The organism is Streptomyces huiliensis (genome assembly GCF_020037025.1).
GTDB lineage: Bacteria > Actinomycetota > Actinomycetes > Streptomycetales > Streptomycetaceae > Streptomyces > Streptomyces huiliensis.
Window position 1 is genome coordinate 35,304 of sequence record NZ_JAIQLH010000093.1, and the last position, 15,724, is coordinate 51,027.

Sequence of the window (15,724 nt, forward strand, 5' to 3'; positions counted from 1 at the left end):
CGTTGTGGGGGGTCAGCGAGCCGTGGTGGTGGGCAGCAGCACCGGCAGCGCACGCGGTCCACGGAGCATGGGCCCGTACGTCCACACCACGTCGTCGAAGGGGACGGCCAACTCGATCCCGTCGAGCCGGCGGAAGAGGATGTCCAGGGCGATCTCGCCCTCCAGCCGGGCCAGATGAGCGCCCAGGCACAGGTGCGCCCCGTGGCCGAAGCCGAGGTGGCCCGGCCCCTCGCGGTCCGCGCGGAAGACGTCCGGATCGGTGAAGCGGGCCGGGTCGCGGTTGGCCGCGGCCAGCGACACCAGCAGCGCGTCCCCCTTGCCGATCCGCACGCCGCCGATGTCCATCTCCTCCTTGGCGTAGCGGTACACCGTGGACTGGACCGGGGCGTCGTAGCGCAGCAGCTCGTTCACGGCGGACTGCCAGCCGATCCTTCCCGCGCGGATCGCCGCCAGCTGGTCCGGGTGCTGGAGCAACCGGTAGACCGCCGTACCCAGGAACTGCACGGTCGTCACATGCCCGGCGCCCAGCACGGACAGGATCATCGCCGCGAGCTCGTTCTCGTCGCGCAACTCCCCCGACTCCAGGCCCCGGACCAGGTGGGTGCCGACGTCGGGCCCCGGATGGGTCCGCTTGTACGCGGCCAGCCTCGCCGTGTACTCCAGCAGCTCGGCCAGCTTGTCCACGTCCAGCGGGTCGGTCAGGCCCGTGTGGTAGAAGAGGTCCAGACAGTGTGCCGGGGACTCGCGCTGTTCCGGCGGGATCCCCAGCACCTCGTGAATGATCGCCACCGGGACCGGCAGCGAGAAGCGCTCCACGAGGTCGCAGCCGTCCAGGCCGGCCATGGTGTCGACGGCCTCATGGGTGACGCGGGCCATCATCTCCCGCATCCGCTCGACCGCCCCCGCGCTGAACGCGCCCGCCACCAGCCGCCGCAGCCGGGCGTGTTCGGGCCGGTCCAGGTCGAGCAGGCCGCGCGCGGGATCCCACTCGCCGCTGCCGAACGCGGACGGGGGGAGCGCCGAGTTGCGGTCGTCGTTGCTGAGCCGCGGGTCCGTCAGGCAGGCACGGGCCAGCTCGTACGTGGTGACCAGCCAGGTCGTTCCCGCACGGTGCGGGGTGTAGATCTCGCTGACCGGGGCGTTTTCGCGCAGCCAGGCGTAGTTGGCGTAGGGATCGGGGTCGCCGGTCTCCTTGAGCGAGCCGGACACATAGGGGTCGGAAGCCACGGGTTCCTCTCTTCTGGCTCTCTCGGTGCTCAGTGGGACGCCGCCGCGGCGACCGCGCCGGCCATGCCGTCGGCGAGCTCGTCGACCAGGGGGCCGGGGGCGCTCAGGAACGCGTGGTGGTCTCCCGGCAGCACCGTCCGCTCGCACTGCCCGGCCGGGGCACACGCCGCCCAGCCGGTCATGCGCTCCGGTTCGACCTCCTGGTCGTCGCGCCAGCCGAGCAGGCGGATACGGGTGGGCAGGACGACCGGCTCGGGGGTCCGGTACGCGCGGTTCGCCGCGAGGTCCGCCACCATGACGCCCAGTCCCAGATCGATCAGATCCGGCACCGGCTCCGAGCCCATGATCCGGGTGAGGCGCTCCAGTTCGATCCGCAGCTCCGCCTCGTCCATCGTGAGGTAGCGGCCGTACGGGCCCTCGTGCGGAGCCACCTGGGAGGAGACGAAGAGCAGGTCGGGGACAGGCATGCCGAGTTCGGCCAGCCGGTGCGCCGTCGCGAACGCCGCGAGGGCCCCGCCACAGTGGCCGAAGAAGCCGAACGGCCGGTCCAGGTGGGGCAGCAGGGCCTGGGCGAGCCCGTCGGCCAGCGCCTCGTAGGTGCCGAAGTGCTCGTCCCGCACCCGGTTCTCGCGGCCCGGCAACTGGATGCGGCAGACCTCGGCCGGCCCCACCCGGTCGGGCCACCGGTTGTACATCGACGCGCCGACCCCGGAGTACGGGAAGCAGAACAGCCGGGCCGGGGCGTCCGCGCTCGGCGTGCGCAGCAGCCACTTCCTCTTCTTCGGCGGGCTCTGCCGCGCGGTCATGCGAGTACCTCCGGACGGGGCAGCGGCGCGTGGGCCGCCAGGGCTTCTCCCGCGCCGTCGCACAGGACGGCCGTCACGGGCAGGGAGCTGATCCCGGCCACGAAGTTGGACTTCAGGTGCCGGACCGGCCCGGCGGGCCGGAACTCGGCCACGTGCCGGACGATCTCCTCGAACATCACGCGCAGGGCGATACGGGCCAGCGGTGCCCCGATGCAGTAGTGCGGCCCGAAGCCGAAGGCCACGTGCCGGTTCGGGCTGCGGTCGACGGCGAAGCGGTACGGGTCGGGGAAGACCGAGGCGTCCCGGTTCGCCGAACCCAGCCAGGCCACCACGGCGTCGCCGCGGGCGATGCGTACGCCGTTCTGCTCGGTGTCCGCGACGGCGTACCGCATGAAGTGGTTGGCGGGCGAGGACCAGCGCAGCCCCTCCTCCACCGCGCTGGGCACCAGCGCCGGCTCGGACCGCAGCCGACGGTACTGGTCAGGGTGGTCCATCAAGGCGACCACGGTCGCCGCCAGGGCGTGCGGGGTGGTGACGTTCGCCCCCAGCAGCAGGCTGTAGCAGTTGTAGACCAGTTCGGCCTGGCTGAGCGGGCGCCCGTCCGCCTTCATCCGGAGCAGGAAACCGGTGAGGTCGTCACCGGGCGCGGCCGAGACGGCGCGCACCCGCCGCGCGAAGTACTCGAACAGCTCGTGGTGGGCGGAGAGCAGGGTCGTGTGCCCGCCGCCCTCCTGGAACGCCGGGTCCTCGGGAGCGATCGCCATCGTGGTCAGCCGGGCGAGCCGGGCCCAGTCCTCCTCGGGCAGGCCCATCAGCGCGCCCGTGAACGCCATGGGAAAGGCCGTGCCGGCCTGCGCCAGGTCCAGCACGCCGTCGGCCAGCGGCGCCAGCAGCCGCAGCACCACCTCGCGGATGCGCGGTTCCCAGTGCGCGAGGGCGCGGGCCGACAGCGCCTTGCCCATCGGCTCGCGCAACGCGGTGTGCACGGGCGGGTCGCTGGCCGCCATCATCAGGCCGCCGGCCGGGTCCGCGGATCCCAGGATGGACAGCAGCGTGCCGCGCTGTGAGGTGTACCGGGTGTGGTCGCGCAGCACGTCGTTGACGTCGTGGTACGAGGTCACCGACCAGAAGGACCGGCCGTCGGGCAGGGTCTGCCGGTGGACCGGGTCCCGCTCGCGCAGCGCGTGCCAGAGGCGGTGCGGGTCACCCGAGGCGTACAACTCGGGGTCGGCCAGGTCGACGGTGTCCAGCTCGACGTCCGCGGTGTGTCCGGGTCGGCCGATCCTCATCGGGTCACCTCTCCCAACTCCTCGATCAGTGCGGCCAGTTCGGCGACGGTGGGGTTCTCGTAGAAGGACCGGGCGGTGACGAACACGCCCTGGGCGCTGCCGATCTCCCCGGTGATCGCGGCGGCGACGAGGGAATGCCCGCCCAGGTCGAAGAAGTCGTCGTCCACCCCGACCTGATCGATCTCCAGCACGTCGCACCAGAGCTGCGCCAGCCACTGCTCCAGCTCGCTCTCGGGCAGGCGCAGCGGCGTGTCGGTCTCGGGCCTGGCGCGCTCCTCGCGCGCGGCCAGGGCCCGCCGGTCCACCTTGCCGTTCGCGCCGAGCGGCAGCTCGTCCAACCGGACGAAGGAGCCGGGCACCAGGTGGGCGGGCAGCCGTTCGGCCAGGGCGCGTCGTACGCCGGGAAGGTGCAGCGGCCGGTCCCCCGTCAGGTAGGCGACGAGGGCGCGCTCTCCGGTCGACCGGGCCCGGGCGACGACGGCGGCGTCACCGACGCCGGGCAGCGCGCGCAGGGCCGCCTCCACCTCGCCGGGTTCCACCCTGAATCCCCGGATCTTGACCTGCTCGTCCACCCGTCCGTGGAACTCCAGTACCCCGTCCGGCCGCCGCAGCGCCAGGTCGCCGGTGCGGTACAGGCGGGCGCCCGGGACGTCCGAGAAGGGGTCCGGGACGAACCGTACGGCGGTGGCCGCCGGCCGGCCCAGATAGCCGTGGGCCACACCGGAGCCGCCCGCGTACAGCTCGCCCACCGTGCCGTCGGCCACGGGGCGCAGCCGCTCGTCGAGCAGGTGCACCTCGGTACCGGGGATCGGGCGTCCGATGGGCACCGGGCCGGGGGAGACCGCCTCCGTCATGGCGTGGCAGCAGGTGAACGTCGTGTTCTCGGTGGGGCCGTAACCGTTCACCAGCGTCATCCCGGGGAAGGCCGCGAGCATCGCGTCCACGTGCCGGGGCGACAGGACGTCGCCGCCCGCGAGCAGCCTGCGGACCCCCGCCAGCCGGGGGTCGGGACGTTCCGCCACCAGGTGGAACAGCCCGGCGGTCAGCCACAGCGCGGTGACCCCCTCCGCCTCGACCACCTCGGCGAGCCGTTCCGGGGTCACCTCGCCGGCCGGGAACACCGCCAGCCGCGCGCCGTTGAGCAGCGGCGCCCACAGTTCCAGCGTCGACGCGTCGAACGCGGCGGGCGCCAGGTGCAGCACCACGTCCCCGGGCCCGACCGGCAGCACGTCGCTGTCCCGGACCAGGCGCAGCACCGCGCCGTGCGGCACCAGCACGCCTTTGGGCTCCCCGGTGGTGCCCGAGGTGTAGGCGAGGTACGCCGGGTCCCGGTCACCGCCCGGGGGGACCGGCGCCGGCACGGCGGCGGTGCCGACCGGCGGGTCCGCGGCGTCGAGGGAATCCACGTACACCGGCTTCGCCTCGGCGAGCAGTTCGGCTGGCGCCTCCGGCCGGGTGAGCAGCAATCCGGCACCGGAGTCCCGCAGCAGCGCCGCCGCCCGTACGGCGGGCTCGCCGGGGTCCAGCGCCACGTAAAAGCCGCCGGTCTTCAACACCGCGAGCAGCGCGACGACCAGCTCCGGCGAGCGCTCCAGCCGGACGCCCACCGGCTGGGCCGGTCCGGCGCCGAGGCTGCGGAGCCGGGCGGCCAGCGCGTCGGCCGCGGCGTCCAGCCGCGCGTACGTCAGCACGGTGCCGGCGCAGCTGAGCGCCGGAGCCCGGGGGGTCGCGCGAGCCTGGGCCGTGAAGCGGCCGTGCACGGTGGCCCGGCCGTCGTCCCGGACCGCGGGGCCGTGGTGCTGGTTCATGCCGTGTCCTTTCCTGGCGGGTTCGAGACGTCGGTGCCGGGGCGGGCGAGCGCGGTCCACGTGGCGGTCGCGCTCGCCAGCAGCTCCGCCGCGGCGGTGTAGAGGGCGCTGTCCACCCGGAGCAGCCGACCGTCGGCGGCGCCGCGCCTGGCCACCACCACGCACGGTTCACCGGCCCGCGGCGGGCGCAGGACGACGGCGGTCATGCGGCTCAGCAGCCGGGGGCGGGACAGCGGGTCGTCCGTCCAGCCGCCGGGGCAGTCGAGCGCACTCCACACGAGCTCGGCCGGGACCGGGCCGCCGTCGGCCCCCTCCTCGTCGGCCGGGGTCCAGGGGGTGGCCACGGTTCCCGGCAGCCCGTCCACCGGCCCCGGGGTCAGTCCCAGGCCGTCCCGGTCGGGTCGGCCGTCCCCGCACGCGAAGCAGGTGGGGAACGGGTGGCCGGCCCGGCCGGTGAAGCGGGCCGAGGCGCGCCGCGCGGTGGCCGGGTCGACGGCGGGCGGCGGATCGGCGGGGGTGCGGCCGGGCGCGACCGTGGCGATCAGCCGGGTGCCGTGCGTCACCGTCGACCGGCGGGTGCCGGAGCGGAAGGCCAGCGGCTCCTCCAGCGGGACGGGTTCGGCCAGGGTCACGGTGGCGGTCGCGCCCTGGTGTGCGGCCGCGAGAGCGGCGAACCGGCCGGACACGTACCCGCCGTGCCCGGAGTCCGGTGGCCCGTTGTACCGGGCCGGGATCCGAAGCTCCTGTCGCTCAGCCAACACCGGCCCCGTCCCGCTCGGTGACCGCCGCGTCCACGACGGCGGCGAACCGGGCCACGGTCGGCGCGTCGAACACCGTCCGGGCCGACAGCCGTACCCGGAACCCGGCCCGGACCCGCGCGATCATCCGCATGGCGAGCAGTGACTGTCCCCCCAGCGACAGGAAGTCGGAGTCACGCCCGACGCGTTCCACCCGGAGCAGGTCCTGCCAGATCCGGGCGACGGCCCGCTCGGTCTCGGTGCGCGGGGCCTGGTACGGCGGCTCCCCGTCCGGGGCCGGCGGATCCTGGGCGGCCTGCCGGGCCAGCTCCAGACGGTCGATCTTCCCGCTGGTCAGCCGGGGGAGCGACCGGTGCCGCCGGTAGGTCTCGGGGATGGCGGCGGAGACCAGGCGCTGTGCGAGGAAGCGGCGCAGCGCGGCGTCGTCGGGCGTCCGCTCGCCGGTCACCAGGTGGGCGGCGAGGCGGACACCGCCGCGCCGCGGGTCCTCCACCGCGACCACGGCCGCCTGGTCGACCTCGGGGTGCAGCAGCAGGGCGTGCTCGACGTCGGAGGGCTCCACCCGGACCCCCCGGATCTTGACCTGGTGATCCACTCGGCCGAGGAACTCAAGTGCTCCGTCCGGCCGTTCACGCACCAGGTCGCCGGTCCGGTAGAGCCGGCCGCCCGGGGAACCGTAGGGGTCGGGCACGAAGCGCTCGGCGGTCGCGGCGGCCGCTCCCGCGTACCCCCAGGCCACGCAGGCACCGCCCATCAGGAGCTCACCCGGGGTACCGACCGGGACCGGAACGCCGGTCTCGTCGGCGATCACGGCGTGCACACCGTCGAGGGGGCGGCCGATGGGCATGGCGTCCAGCGCCTCGTCCCCGGGGCCGATCTCGTGGGTGAGGACGTCGATGCAGGTCTCGGTGGGGCCGTACTGGTTGAAGATCCTGGCACCCGTCAGCTCCAGGACCCGGCGGATCAGGTCGCCGGGCAGCCGCTCGCCCGCGATCAGCAGGTAGCGGAGCGACGCCAGGGCGCCGGCCCCGCCCTCGGCCGTGAACTCCCGCAGCAGGGAGGGGACGGAGTGCATCACGGTGACCCGGTGGCGGTCCATCAAGGCCGCCAGTTCCCGGGGGTCGGCCTCGGCGCCTTCCGGGGCGACGAGCAGGGTGGCGCCGAAGCAGAGGGGGGCGAGCACCACCCAGAACGAGCAGTCGAAAACCAGCGATCCCCAGTGGACGACGGTGTCGTCGGGGCCGATGGGGTAGCGCGACTGCCCCCACAAGAAACGATTCTGCACAGCACTGTGCGGCACCTGCACCGGCTTCGGCCGTCCCGAGGAACCGGAGGTGTGCAGCACGTACGCGAGGTCCTCGGGCCCAGGGCCCGGCGGTTCCGCCGGATCCGGGCCCCGGTCCGCGGACGACAGGCCGTCGAGGCGGAGCGCGTCAGGGAACAACGCCGCTCCCTCGGCGTCGGCGAGGACGGCGGCGGGCGCGAGCCGCGCCACGTTCTCGCGTACGGCCGCGGCGGCCTGGCGCACGTCGAAGGGCGCCACGGCGGCTCCGGCCGCGAGGATGCCGACCAGGGCCGGCACCTGGTCCGCGGAACGGGCCGAGCACAGCGCCACGGTGTCTCCCGGCCGGATGCCCGCGTCACGCAGGAGCCGTGCGGCGCGGGCGGCCGCCGCGATCAGTTCCGCGTAGGTGAACCGGCGCGTTCCGTCGGTCAGGGCTACCGCGTCGGGCTGGTGCGCACTCGTCTGACGTATCAGATCCCACACCGTTTTATTTGAATGGGCATGACAAAGAGGACTCTGTGCGGTCACCGTGATCCCCCGTTTCGGAAAGCTGCGGCGGAAGGAAGGAGAAGGGATGGGTCAGGTCGCCGGTGTGCCGGACGCGGCGGATTCGGTCGGATTCGCCGCGATGCCCGCATCGGGATCCGGATCCGGCGCACGCAGGTTCCGTACGGCCGGAAGGGTCAGGACGGCCGTATTGGCGAGAACCTGCCAGCCGACCCCGACGGCGAGTACCACCCCGATGCCGCTGGATTCCGCGAGCGGGCCGGCGAGGGCGAGCCCGATCGGCCCCACCGAGTAGGCGCCGAAGGTCACGTACGACATCACCCGGGACAGGCTGTCCGCGGGGACGTGCTGCTGGATCGTCGTCATCCAGAGGCTGTTGAACACCGCGCTCGACACACCGGCCAAGAGCGCCGCGGCACACACCGTCCACAGCGGCGCGCGGGCCGCGAGGGCAGCCGAGGGCGCCGCCCACAGGAAGGTGATCAGGGTGGTGACGACCAGTGGACGGGACGGCCGCCGGCCGAGCAGCAACAGGCCGCCGAGCAGGGAACCGCCGCCGAACGTGCCGACGATCAAGCCCCAGGCCTCGGGTCCCCCGTAGTGGCGGTCCGCCGAGACGGGGCCGAGGACCAGGTAGGGCGCCCAGACGAGCAGGTTGAACAGGGTGAACTGGAGCGTGACAGTCCACAGCCACGTGTGGGCCGTGAAGGCCCGCCAGCCGGCCCGCAGTTCGGCCGCCATGGAGCTGTTGCCGAGGCCGGGGGCGCGGTCGCCGACGCGCAACAGGAGCAAGGCGCCGATGCTGACCACGTAACTGAGGGTGTCGACCAGCAGTACGGTGGCCGCCGACGTCACCGCGACGAGTACGCCCGCGAGAGCCGGCCCCCCCACGCTCGCGGCCGACTGGGCCATCCCGAGGAGCGAGTTGGCCTCCGGCAGCCGGTCCTTGGGGGCGAGCTGCGGGACCAGGCCGTCGAACGAGGGCCGGAACAGGGCCTCGCCGAGCCCACCGCAGGCGGCGAGCGCGAGAACCGCCCACAACGGCACGGACCCGACCGAGAACAGCACTGCCAGGGTCCCCTGGCTGAGGGCGCGGACGGAGTCGGCCACCAGCATCACCACGCGTCGCGGCAGCCGGTCGCCGAGCACGCCGCCGCCCAGCAGGAACAGCACCATCGGGACGATGCGGGCGGCGAGTACGAGACTCAGGTCCGTGGGGGATCCCCTATTGTGCAGAACCGCGAATGCAAGCGCCACGGACGCCATGGAAGTGCCGATATTGGACGTGACGTAGCCGGCGAAGAAGACGGAGAAATCACGGTCACGAAATACTGAGAAACGCCCCCGAGGTCCCATCAGCGGCCAGACCCGGCCGCCATGGGAAAGGGGTCCCGCGGAGCAACTGCACGCACTGACACGAAAGCCCTTTCGTGTGGCGGAAACGCATTGCTTTGCCGTCGGGAGCCTACGTATCCCGCACGACCGTCGTCAACAGTGATCGTCGTGGCCGGGATGGGCCGGTTTTTGCGTCCTTCTGCGGATCGAGGGAGAAGATCCCGTCGGTTTCCGGCCACGGCGGAGCCGCCGCACTCCGTGGCCGACCGGCCGCCTGTGGTTCACGTATCGTCATGCCTTGTCCGAATGTCAACCGGTTGGATCCGGTGCTCCCGCGGTGAGGATGCCGACGGACCGGTGGCCGAAGAGGCCGGCATCCGGGGAAGCAAGTGGCCGGAACTTGTCCATGGAAGTGGTCAGGGCGGCCTCTTGCGGTGGGTGAAACCACATGCTGCGCGGAAAGCCACCATTTATCCCGACGCTCGGTCCCTTCACCTAAGGAGAGGCCGGCGACCCGTGGCGCCATGCCGGATGCGTAGGGCAGGATCTACGGGCATGGCCAAACCCATAGCTGTTGTTACCGGTGCCAGTAGTGGAATTGGGCTTGCTTCCGCGCGCCGTCTGGCTTCGGACGGATTCGAGGTCGTCGTCGCCGCACGCCGAGTTGACAGACTCGAAGCCTTGGCGGAGGAGATCGGGGGGCGAGCGGTCAGACTGGACGTCACGGATGCCCGGTCCGTCGCGGAGTTCACCGAGTCGGTGCCCGACTGTAAAGTGCTGGTGAATAACGCAGGGTGTTCACTGGGCGTGGACCGGATTGCCGATCTCGATCCGGAAGCCTGTCTCCGCATGTACGAGACCAATGTCCTGGGCACGATCCGTGTCACGCAGAAGCTGCTTCCCGCCTTGATGGCGAGCGGTGACGGCAGGATCATCGTGATGACCTCGCTGACCGGGTACCAGACGTATCCCGGCGCCGCGGGCTACGCGTCGGCGAAGTACGGTCAAGTGGCGGTCGCCGATACCCTCCGCAAGGAGATGGAGGGTACGCCGATTCAGGTCACCGAGATCGCCCCCGGCCTGGTGCGCACGGAATTCAACCTCGTGCGGTTCGGCGGTGACGCGAAGAAGGCCGAAGAGGCGTATGGGGAGATTCAGCCGCTCAGCGCCGATGACGTGGCCGACTGCGTGAGTTGGGCGGTGTCCAAGCCGGCCGGCGTCAACGTGGGCTTGATCAAGGTGTTGCCCAACTTCTGAGTCCCTCGGCCCGAGTCCGCGGGCCCGCTCCACGGTGATCGCGTCAGCCGTGGCCCGCGCGCCGCGCCGGCGGGCCGGAGCGGTGGTCGGCGGCGGCTCGCGCTCACCGTCCCAGTCCCGTCCCGGCCGCCGGCGCGGCGGATTTCAGGGCCGCAGCGCCGGGACCGGCAGGCGGGCGCAGAGGCGGCTGGCGCGGGCGGGGCCCGCGGTGACGGCGTGGGAGGCGGCGGTGAGGAGGGTGGCCAGAGTGGTGAGGGGCCAGTGGTCGGTGAGGGGCATGGTGGTGGCGAGGACCAGGGTGCACACCGCCATGGACGCCGTGACCACCGTGCTCGTCCAGGCCACCGTCCGGGGGAGCCGGGACGGGGTCGGTATCCAGCGGGCCAGGGTGCCGGTCAGGGCGATCACGGCGAAGGCCAGGAGCGCGGCCAGCGCGGTGAAGGTGGTGAGCCGGGTGGCCAACAGGTGCGCCGTGTGCGTGAGGTGCCAGGCTCCGGAGGGGGCCGTGGTGTGGAGGAGGTACCAGGCGCCGAACAGGAGCGGGGTGGCCGTCGCGGTGGCGCGGGCGGTCTGCCGGACCTGGGCGATCGTCAGCTCGTGCTGGCAGGAGGGGAGGAGGTCGTCCACCGCGCCGCAGTCGCGGACGGCGAGCTCCGCCGCCAGGTCCCGGTCCACGCCCGCCTGGACGTAGGCCGCGACGGAGTCCTGCAGGCCGCCGCGCAGCTCCTCCAGCAGCCGCGCCTTGGCGGCGGGCGGGCCGTGGAGCGCCGCGCCGAGGGCGGCGAGGTGGTCCTCGACGGGGTCGCGGGGCGTGTCGAGGGCGGTGGGCGCGCCGCCGCCGGGGGAGGGCCGCGGGTCGTCGGCGATCATGAGGCGAGCCCCGGGCGCGCGGCCGGGTTGAGGACGGAGCCGATCGCCGTGGTGAACTCGCGCCAGGCGGTCCGTTCGGCGGCCAGCGTGTGCCGGCCGGCGTCCGTCAGCTCGTAGCGGCGCCGCCGCCGCTCGCCGTCGGCCTCCCAGGTGCTCCGCAGGAACCCCAGCCGCTCCAGGCGGTTGAGCGCCGGATAGATCGTGCCGGTGCGGAGCTCCAGCATGCCGTTGCTGCGCTGCTGTACCGCCGTGATGACCGCGTACCCGTGCAGCGGGCCGGTCTCCAGCACGGCGAGCAGCAGCCCGTCGAGATGTCCCCGTACAGCGTTCTGCCTCATAAGTAGACAGGCTACTCAGGGGACTTGTCGGTGTGCTATGTATTTCCAGCCAACATATTGACAGAGTGGGGGTGTAGGGTGCGGCGCACGTCGGTTCCTGGTGGACTTCCCGTGAACCACCTCTCCGCCCCGGCACGTTGACCGCGTCCCGAACACTTGATTTGGCGGGCGGCGAAGGGCAGTTTGGGCGAGCCGGATCCTCGGAGGGCCCGGCCGGAAGGATGGGGATGGACCTGCGCGGAGCGAGGGATTCGGGACGGTTACTGCACACGGAAGGGGGGTGGCCGCGATGATGACCGGCAGCGGTGCGGCGGTCGAAGTAGCGGGATTGACAAAGGTGTTCGGGGGCGGGGTGCGGGCCGTGGACGGCGTCGACCTCGTGGTCCCCACGGGGGGCGTCTACGGGGTGCTGGGCCCCAACGGGGCCGGCAAGACCACGTTCGTGAGAATCCTGGCGACCCTGCTCCGGCCGGACGGCGGCCGGGTACGGGTGTTCGGGCGTGATGTGGTGGAGGACGCCGAAGGGGTCCGTGCCCGCGTCGCGCTGACCGGCCAGTTCGCCTCGCTCGACGACGATCTGACCGGCGCGGAGAACCTCGTGCTGCTGGGGAAGCTGCTCGGCTACGGCGGCCGCGGAGCGCGGCAGCGGGCGGCGGCGCTGTTGGAGGGTTTCGGCCTGAGCGAGGCCGGCGGCCGTCAGGTCAAGGGGTACTCGGGCGGCATGCGGCGCCGGCTGGACATCGCCGCCTCCCTGGTGAGCCGCCCGGACCTGCTGTTCCTCGACGAGCCCACCACCGGCCTCGACCCCCGCAGCCGCAACCACGTCTGGGAGATGGTCCGCGCGGTGGTGGCCCAGGGCACCACCGTGCTGCTCACCACGCAGTACCTGGACGAGGCCGACCGGCTGGCGTCGCGCATCGCGGTGATCGACCGCGGCCGGGTGATCGCCGAGGGGACGAAGGCGGAGCTGAAGGCGTCGGTCGGCGCCGGCTCGGTGCACGTCCGCCTGGAGGACCCCGCGAGCCGGGAACGGGCCGCCGGCGTCCTGGACGCCTGCCTCGCGGGCGTCACACAGCGGGAGGACGACCCGGTCGCCCTCACCGTACGGCTGGGCGGTGGCGGCGCCGCCGCGGCCGGACAGGCCGCCACGGCCCTGGCGGAACTCGCCCGGGCGGGCATCGGCGTGGAGTCCTTCTCCCTCGGCCAGCCCAGCCTGGACGAGGTGTTCCTGGCCCTGACGGACGACGGCTCCGGCGCGGACCGGGCGGCGGGGAAGGTGGGGGTATGACCACGGTGACGGGCCCCGGGACGGGGTCGGAATCCGGCGCGGGCACCGGACCGGAAGGGACCGCCGCGCCCGGCCCCGCGACGAACCCGAACGCGCTCATCGGCGCGCTCGTCGCGGGCGAACGCCCGCCGCGGCCCAACGCGTTGACGACGTCGCTGGCCTTCGGCTGGCGGGCGATGCTGCGGATCAAGCACGTGCCCGAGCAGCTCTTCGACGTCACGGCGTTCCCCGTGATGCTGGTGCTGATGTACACCTATCTGTTCGGCGGCGCGCTGGCCGGCTCGACCGGCGAGTACCTCCAGTACCTGCTGCCCGGCATCATGGTGACGTCCGTCGTGATGATCACCATGTACACCGGGATGGCCGTCAACACCGACATCTCCAAGGGCGTCCTGGACCGCTTCCGCAGCCTGCCCGTGTGGCGGCCCTCCGTCATGGTGGGCTACCTGCTGGGCGACATGCTGCGGTACGTCCTCGCCTCGGTGATGATGCTGGCGATCGGCCTGGTGATGGGCTACCGGCCGCACGGCGGGGCCGGCGGCGTCATCGGGGGAGTGGCGCTGCTCCTCCTGTTCAGCTTCTGCTTCTCCTGGCTGTGGACGATGTTCGGCCTGCTGCTCCGCACCGAGAAGGCGGTGATCGCCGTCTCGATGGCGGTGATCTTCCCGCTGACCTTCCTGAGCAACGTCTTCGTCGAACCGCGCACCATGCCCGGATGGCTCCAGGCGTTCGTCAACAACAGCCCGCTGACGCACCTGTGCAGCGCGGTGCGCGGCCTGACGGAGGGCACCACGCCGTCGGCGCACATCGGCTGGACGCTGGGCTGGTCGGCCCTGTTCGTGCTGGTCTTCGGGCCGGTCACGATGCGGCTCTACGCGCGCAAGTAGCGCCCGGCCCACGGAGAACTCCGACCACGGAGAACTCCGGCCACGGATCTCTCCGCGGTCGGAGTTCCCGGCGGACGGTCCTGTTACGCCTCCGACGCCTCCGCCATCGGCAGGCTGCTGCGGTAGTGGGTGACCCGGCCCTTGTCCGTCACCGGCTCGCCCAGCTCCGCGGCCCGGGTGTGGGGCAGCAGCTGGTACCCGTCCGGGTGCTCGACGAGCGTGGCGTGCCAGGGGGTGGTCCAGGGGTTGTTGGTGTCGAGGAACTTGATGCCGTACTTGGCCTCGTTGCGGTTCTGCGGGTGGATGGACAGCCGGACGGTGTCCTGGTGGTAGTCCGCGATCAGGCTGGCCCAGGCCCGGCTGCGGGCGATGACGTGGTAGGCGCGCTGGCGGGACTGGCGCTGGAGGGCGGCCTTGCTGCCCGTCCAGTCCGGGGTGTCCTCGACGAGGAAGCGGGTGATGCCGCGGTACATGCGGAGGGTGGAGTCGTCGGTCTTGACCTCCGCGCGCAGCTGCTCGACGGTGGGCGCGTACCGCTCGGCCGTCAGGCGGCGCTTCTCGTCGTAGTCCAGGTCCGGCCCGTACACGTCCCGCAGGTCGAAGGTGCCCAGGTGGTCCAGCCCCTCCTCCTCGATCATCGTGCGCAGGGTGTCGCCGTAGGCGTCGATGTGCTCGTCCGGAACACCGATGACGTCACCGAAGATGTGGCCGTCCGAGCAGATGAGGACCCGCGCGCCGGGCGAATAGATCTTCTCGATACGGGTGCAGAGGTCCTGAAGGAAGTGCAGCGCCAGCCGCTCGCCCTCGTCGGGCAGGTGGCTGATCACCTTGGCGGTGTTCGGCGACTTGCACGGGAAGCCGGGCAGGCTGAAGAGGATCGGCTGCTGACGTTCCAGGTGGTGGGATATCTGGCGTATCTGATGCGGGAAGTCGTGGGTGGTGTCGTTCTCCGGGTCCGCCTCGATGGTCCGCCGGTGCGGCAGGAGCAGGGACAGGACGGCATGTGCGGTCTCGGTGAGGGACGCGGTCGCCGACGACGTGGTGGCGGGCATGGGTGGTCTCGCTTCCTGATGAATGATCGGCCCGGGGCGGGGTCGCCGTCTCGGGCCCTGGGTGGGTCGCTCGGTGGTGCGGGTGGTGGTTCTTCTCGGTGCTTCTCCGAGTCGGTTCTTCGTGGTGGTTCGCGTGGTGGTTCTTCGTGGTGGTCAGTGCCCGAAGGGGCAGCGCGGTGCCTCGTCCGGGGCGTAGCTGAGCGGCAGCCGGTTCACGCCGCGGGCGAGCACGGCGTGCACCCACGGGAGCTCGTCGCCCGAGCCGGCCTCCAGCCGGAGGTTCGGGAGGCGGGTCAGCAGCGTCCGCAGCGCGGTCTGCAGCTCGATGCGGGCGAGGGCCGCGCCCGGGCAGAAGTGGATGCCGTGGCCGAACGCGAGGTGCGGGTTCGGCTTGCGGTCCAGGTCCAGGGTGTCCGGGTCCGGGAACCGCCGCGGGTCCCGGTTGGCCGCGCTGAGGGAGACGATGACGGAGTCCCCGGCGGGCACGGTCTCGCCGTGGAACGAGGTGTCCTCGGCGAAGAAGCGCCAGGTCGTCAGCTCGAAGGCGCTGTCGTAGCGCAGCAGTTCCTCGACGGCGCGGACGAGCAGGTTCGGGTCGCCGTCCTCCTCGACCAGGGACTTCCGCAGCCGCTCCAGCTGCTCGGGGTTGCGCAGCAGCGCCACGAGGGCCGTGGTGATCTGGTTGGTGACCGGCTCCTGCCCGGCGACCAGCAGCTGGAAGACGATCGAGTCGGTCTCCTCGGTCGTCAGCGACCCCGCGTCGTGCGCGGCGACGAGCGTGCTGAGGAGGTCGTCGCCGGGCTCCCGGCGCTTGGTGTCCGTGACGCGCTTGATGTACGTCTGCAGGGCGCGCAGCCGGCCCTCGTAGCGGGGCCGCTGCGGGTCGCTCGGGCCGACGGGCTGGACGACCTTGCCCCAGTCGCGATCGAAGTCCCGGGCCAGGTCGGCCGGCAGGCCGATGACCTCGGCCAGGACGCGGAAGGGGAAGTGCGCGGCGAAGCCCTCCACGGCGTCGAA

General features: G+C 72.5%; 14 protein-coding genes. 3 read left to right on the plus strand and 11 right to left on the minus strand.

What is annotated here, in order from left to right:
• Window positions 1-12: 12 nt before the first annotated feature.
• From JNW98_RS18325 to JNW98_RS18355, 7 genes are all read right to left on the minus strand, one after another.
• Complete coding sequence (locus tag JNW98_RS18325; RefSeq protein WP_223769330.1) at window positions 13-1,227, minus strand: cytochrome P450 family protein; 1,215 nt, start codon at window positions 1,225-1,227, stop codon at window positions 13-15.
• A gap of 29 nt (window positions 1,228-1,256) precedes the next feature.
• Window positions 1,257-2,033: a thioesterase II family protein gene (locus tag JNW98_RS18330; RefSeq protein ID WP_223769331.1), complete on the minus strand. Its 777-nt coding sequence runs from the start codon at window positions 2,031-2,033 to the stop codon at window positions 1,257-1,259.
• On the minus strand, window positions 2,030-3,322 hold the full coding sequence (locus JNW98_RS18335; RefSeq protein ID WP_223769332.1) for a cytochrome P450: 1,293 nt from the start codon (window positions 3,320-3,322) through the stop codon (window positions 2,030-2,032). Before JNW98_RS18335 ends, JNW98_RS18330 begins: the two co-directional genes overlap by 4 nt.
• On the minus strand, window positions 3,319-5,130 hold the full coding sequence (locus JNW98_RS18340) for a non-ribosomal peptide synthetase (protein WP_223769333.1): 1,812 nt from the start codon (window positions 5,128-5,130) through the stop codon (window positions 3,319-3,321). Before JNW98_RS18340 ends, JNW98_RS18335 begins: the two co-directional genes overlap by 4 nt.
• Window positions 5,127-5,888: a hypothetical protein gene (locus JNW98_RS18345; RefSeq protein ID WP_223769334.1), complete on the minus strand. Its 762-nt coding sequence runs from the start codon at window positions 5,886-5,888 to the stop codon at window positions 5,127-5,129. The genes JNW98_RS18340 and JNW98_RS18345 overlap by 4 nt, the downstream gene beginning before the upstream one ends.
• A complete protein-coding gene (locus JNW98_RS18350; RefSeq protein ID WP_223769335.1) occupies window positions 5,881-7,656 on the minus strand; it encodes a non-ribosomal peptide synthetase in 1,776 nt (591 codons plus the stop codon). Before JNW98_RS18350 ends, JNW98_RS18345 begins: the two co-directional genes overlap by 8 nt.
• Window positions 7,657-7,752: 96 nt before the next feature.
• Window positions 7,753-9,036, minus strand: coding sequence for an MFS transporter (locus JNW98_RS18355; protein ID WP_223769336.1), 1,284 nt, complete (start codon window positions 9,034-9,036; stop codon window positions 7,753-7,755).
• A 534-nt stretch (window positions 9,037-9,570) separates the two neighbouring features.
• On the opposite strand from JNW98_RS18355, the gene JNW98_RS18360 reads away from it, so the two are divergent.
• Window positions 9,571-10,272 (plus strand): SDR family oxidoreductase, encoded by a 702-nt coding sequence (locus JNW98_RS18360; RefSeq protein ID WP_223769337.1) that lies wholly within the window; start codon window positions 9,571-9,573, stop codon window positions 10,270-10,272.
• A gap of 144 nt (window positions 10,273-10,416) precedes the next feature.
• Here JNW98_RS18360 and JNW98_RS18365 read toward each other — a convergent pair whose 3' ends face one another.
• Both JNW98_RS18365 and JNW98_RS18370 read right to left on the minus strand, forming a co-directional pair.
• Window positions 10,417-11,142, minus strand: a complete 726-nt coding sequence (locus JNW98_RS18365) for a permease prefix domain 1-containing protein (RefSeq protein WP_223769338.1) — start codon at window positions 11,140-11,142, stop codon at window positions 10,417-10,419.
• Window positions 11,139-11,480, minus strand: coding sequence for a PadR family transcriptional regulator (locus JNW98_RS18370; RefSeq protein WP_223769339.1), 342 nt, complete (start codon window positions 11,478-11,480; stop codon window positions 11,139-11,141). Before JNW98_RS18370 ends, JNW98_RS18365 begins: the two co-directional genes overlap by 4 nt.
• 289 nt (window positions 11,481-11,769) lie before the next feature.
• On the opposite strand from JNW98_RS18370, the gene JNW98_RS18375 reads away from it, so the two are divergent.
• A complete protein-coding gene (locus tag JNW98_RS18375; RefSeq protein ID WP_223769343.1) occupies window positions 11,770-12,768 on the plus strand; it encodes an ATP-binding cassette domain-containing protein in 999 nt (332 codons plus the stop codon).
• Window positions 12,765-13,655 carry an ABC transporter permease gene (locus tag JNW98_RS18380; protein ID WP_223769340.1) on the plus strand — a complete coding sequence of 297 codons (891 nt, stop codon included), beginning with the start codon at window positions 12,765-12,767 and terminating at the stop codon, window positions 13,653-13,655. The genes JNW98_RS18375 and JNW98_RS18380 overlap by 4 nt, the downstream gene beginning before the upstream one ends.
• A gap of 83 nt (window positions 13,656-13,738) precedes the next feature.
• Here JNW98_RS18380 and JNW98_RS18385 read toward each other — a convergent pair whose 3' ends face one another.
• Entirely contained in the window at window positions 13,739-14,707 is a 969-nt protein-coding gene (locus tag JNW98_RS18385) for an L-tyrosine/L-tryptophan isonitrile synthase family protein (protein ID WP_223769341.1), read from the minus strand.
• A gap of 153 nt (window positions 14,708-14,860) precedes the next feature.
• A partial coding sequence (locus tag JNW98_RS18390) for a cytochrome P450 (protein ID WP_223769342.1) occupies window positions 14,861-15,724 on the minus strand: 864 nt, incomplete at its 5' end.

Excerpts from the sequence above, each read along its gene's own strand:
- JNW98_RS18330 (WP_223769331.1), bottom strand. The coding sequence starts at position 2,033 with ATGACCGCGCGGCAGAGCCCGCCGAAGAAGAGGAAGTGGCTGCTGCGC.
- JNW98_RS18335 (WP_223769332.1), bottom strand. The coding sequence starts at position 3,322 with ATGAGGATCGGCCGACCCGGACACACCGCGGACGTCGAGCTGGACACC.
- JNW98_RS18340 (WP_223769333.1), bottom strand. The coding sequence starts at position 5,130 with ATGAACCAGCACCACGGCCCCGCGGTCCGGGACGACGGCCGGGCCACC.
- JNW98_RS18355 (WP_223769336.1), bottom strand. The coding sequence starts at position 9,036 with ATGGGACCTCGGGGGCGTTTCTCAGTATTTCGTGACCGTGATTTCTCC.
- JNW98_RS18360 (WP_223769337.1), top strand. The coding sequence starts at position 9,571 with ATGGCCAAACCCATAGCTGTTGTTACCGGTGCCAGTAGTGGAATTGGG.
- JNW98_RS18365 (WP_223769338.1), bottom strand. The coding sequence starts at position 11,142 with ATGATCGCCGACGACCCGCGGCCCTCCCCCGGCGGCGGCGCGCCCACC.
- JNW98_RS18370 (WP_223769339.1), bottom strand. The coding sequence starts at position 11,480 with ATGAGGCAGAACGCTGTACGGGGACATCTCGACGGGCTGCTGCTCGCC.
- JNW98_RS18375 (WP_223769343.1), top strand. The coding sequence starts at position 11,770 with ATGATGACCGGCAGCGGTGCGGCGGTCGAAGTAGCGGGATTGACAAAG.
- JNW98_RS18380 (WP_223769340.1), top strand. The coding sequence starts at position 12,765 with ATGACCACGGTGACGGGCCCCGGGACGGGGTCGGAATCCGGCGCGGGC.
- JNW98_RS18385 (WP_223769341.1), bottom strand. The coding sequence starts at position 14,707 with ATGCCCGCCACCACGTCGTCGGCGACCGCGTCCCTCACCGAGACCGCA.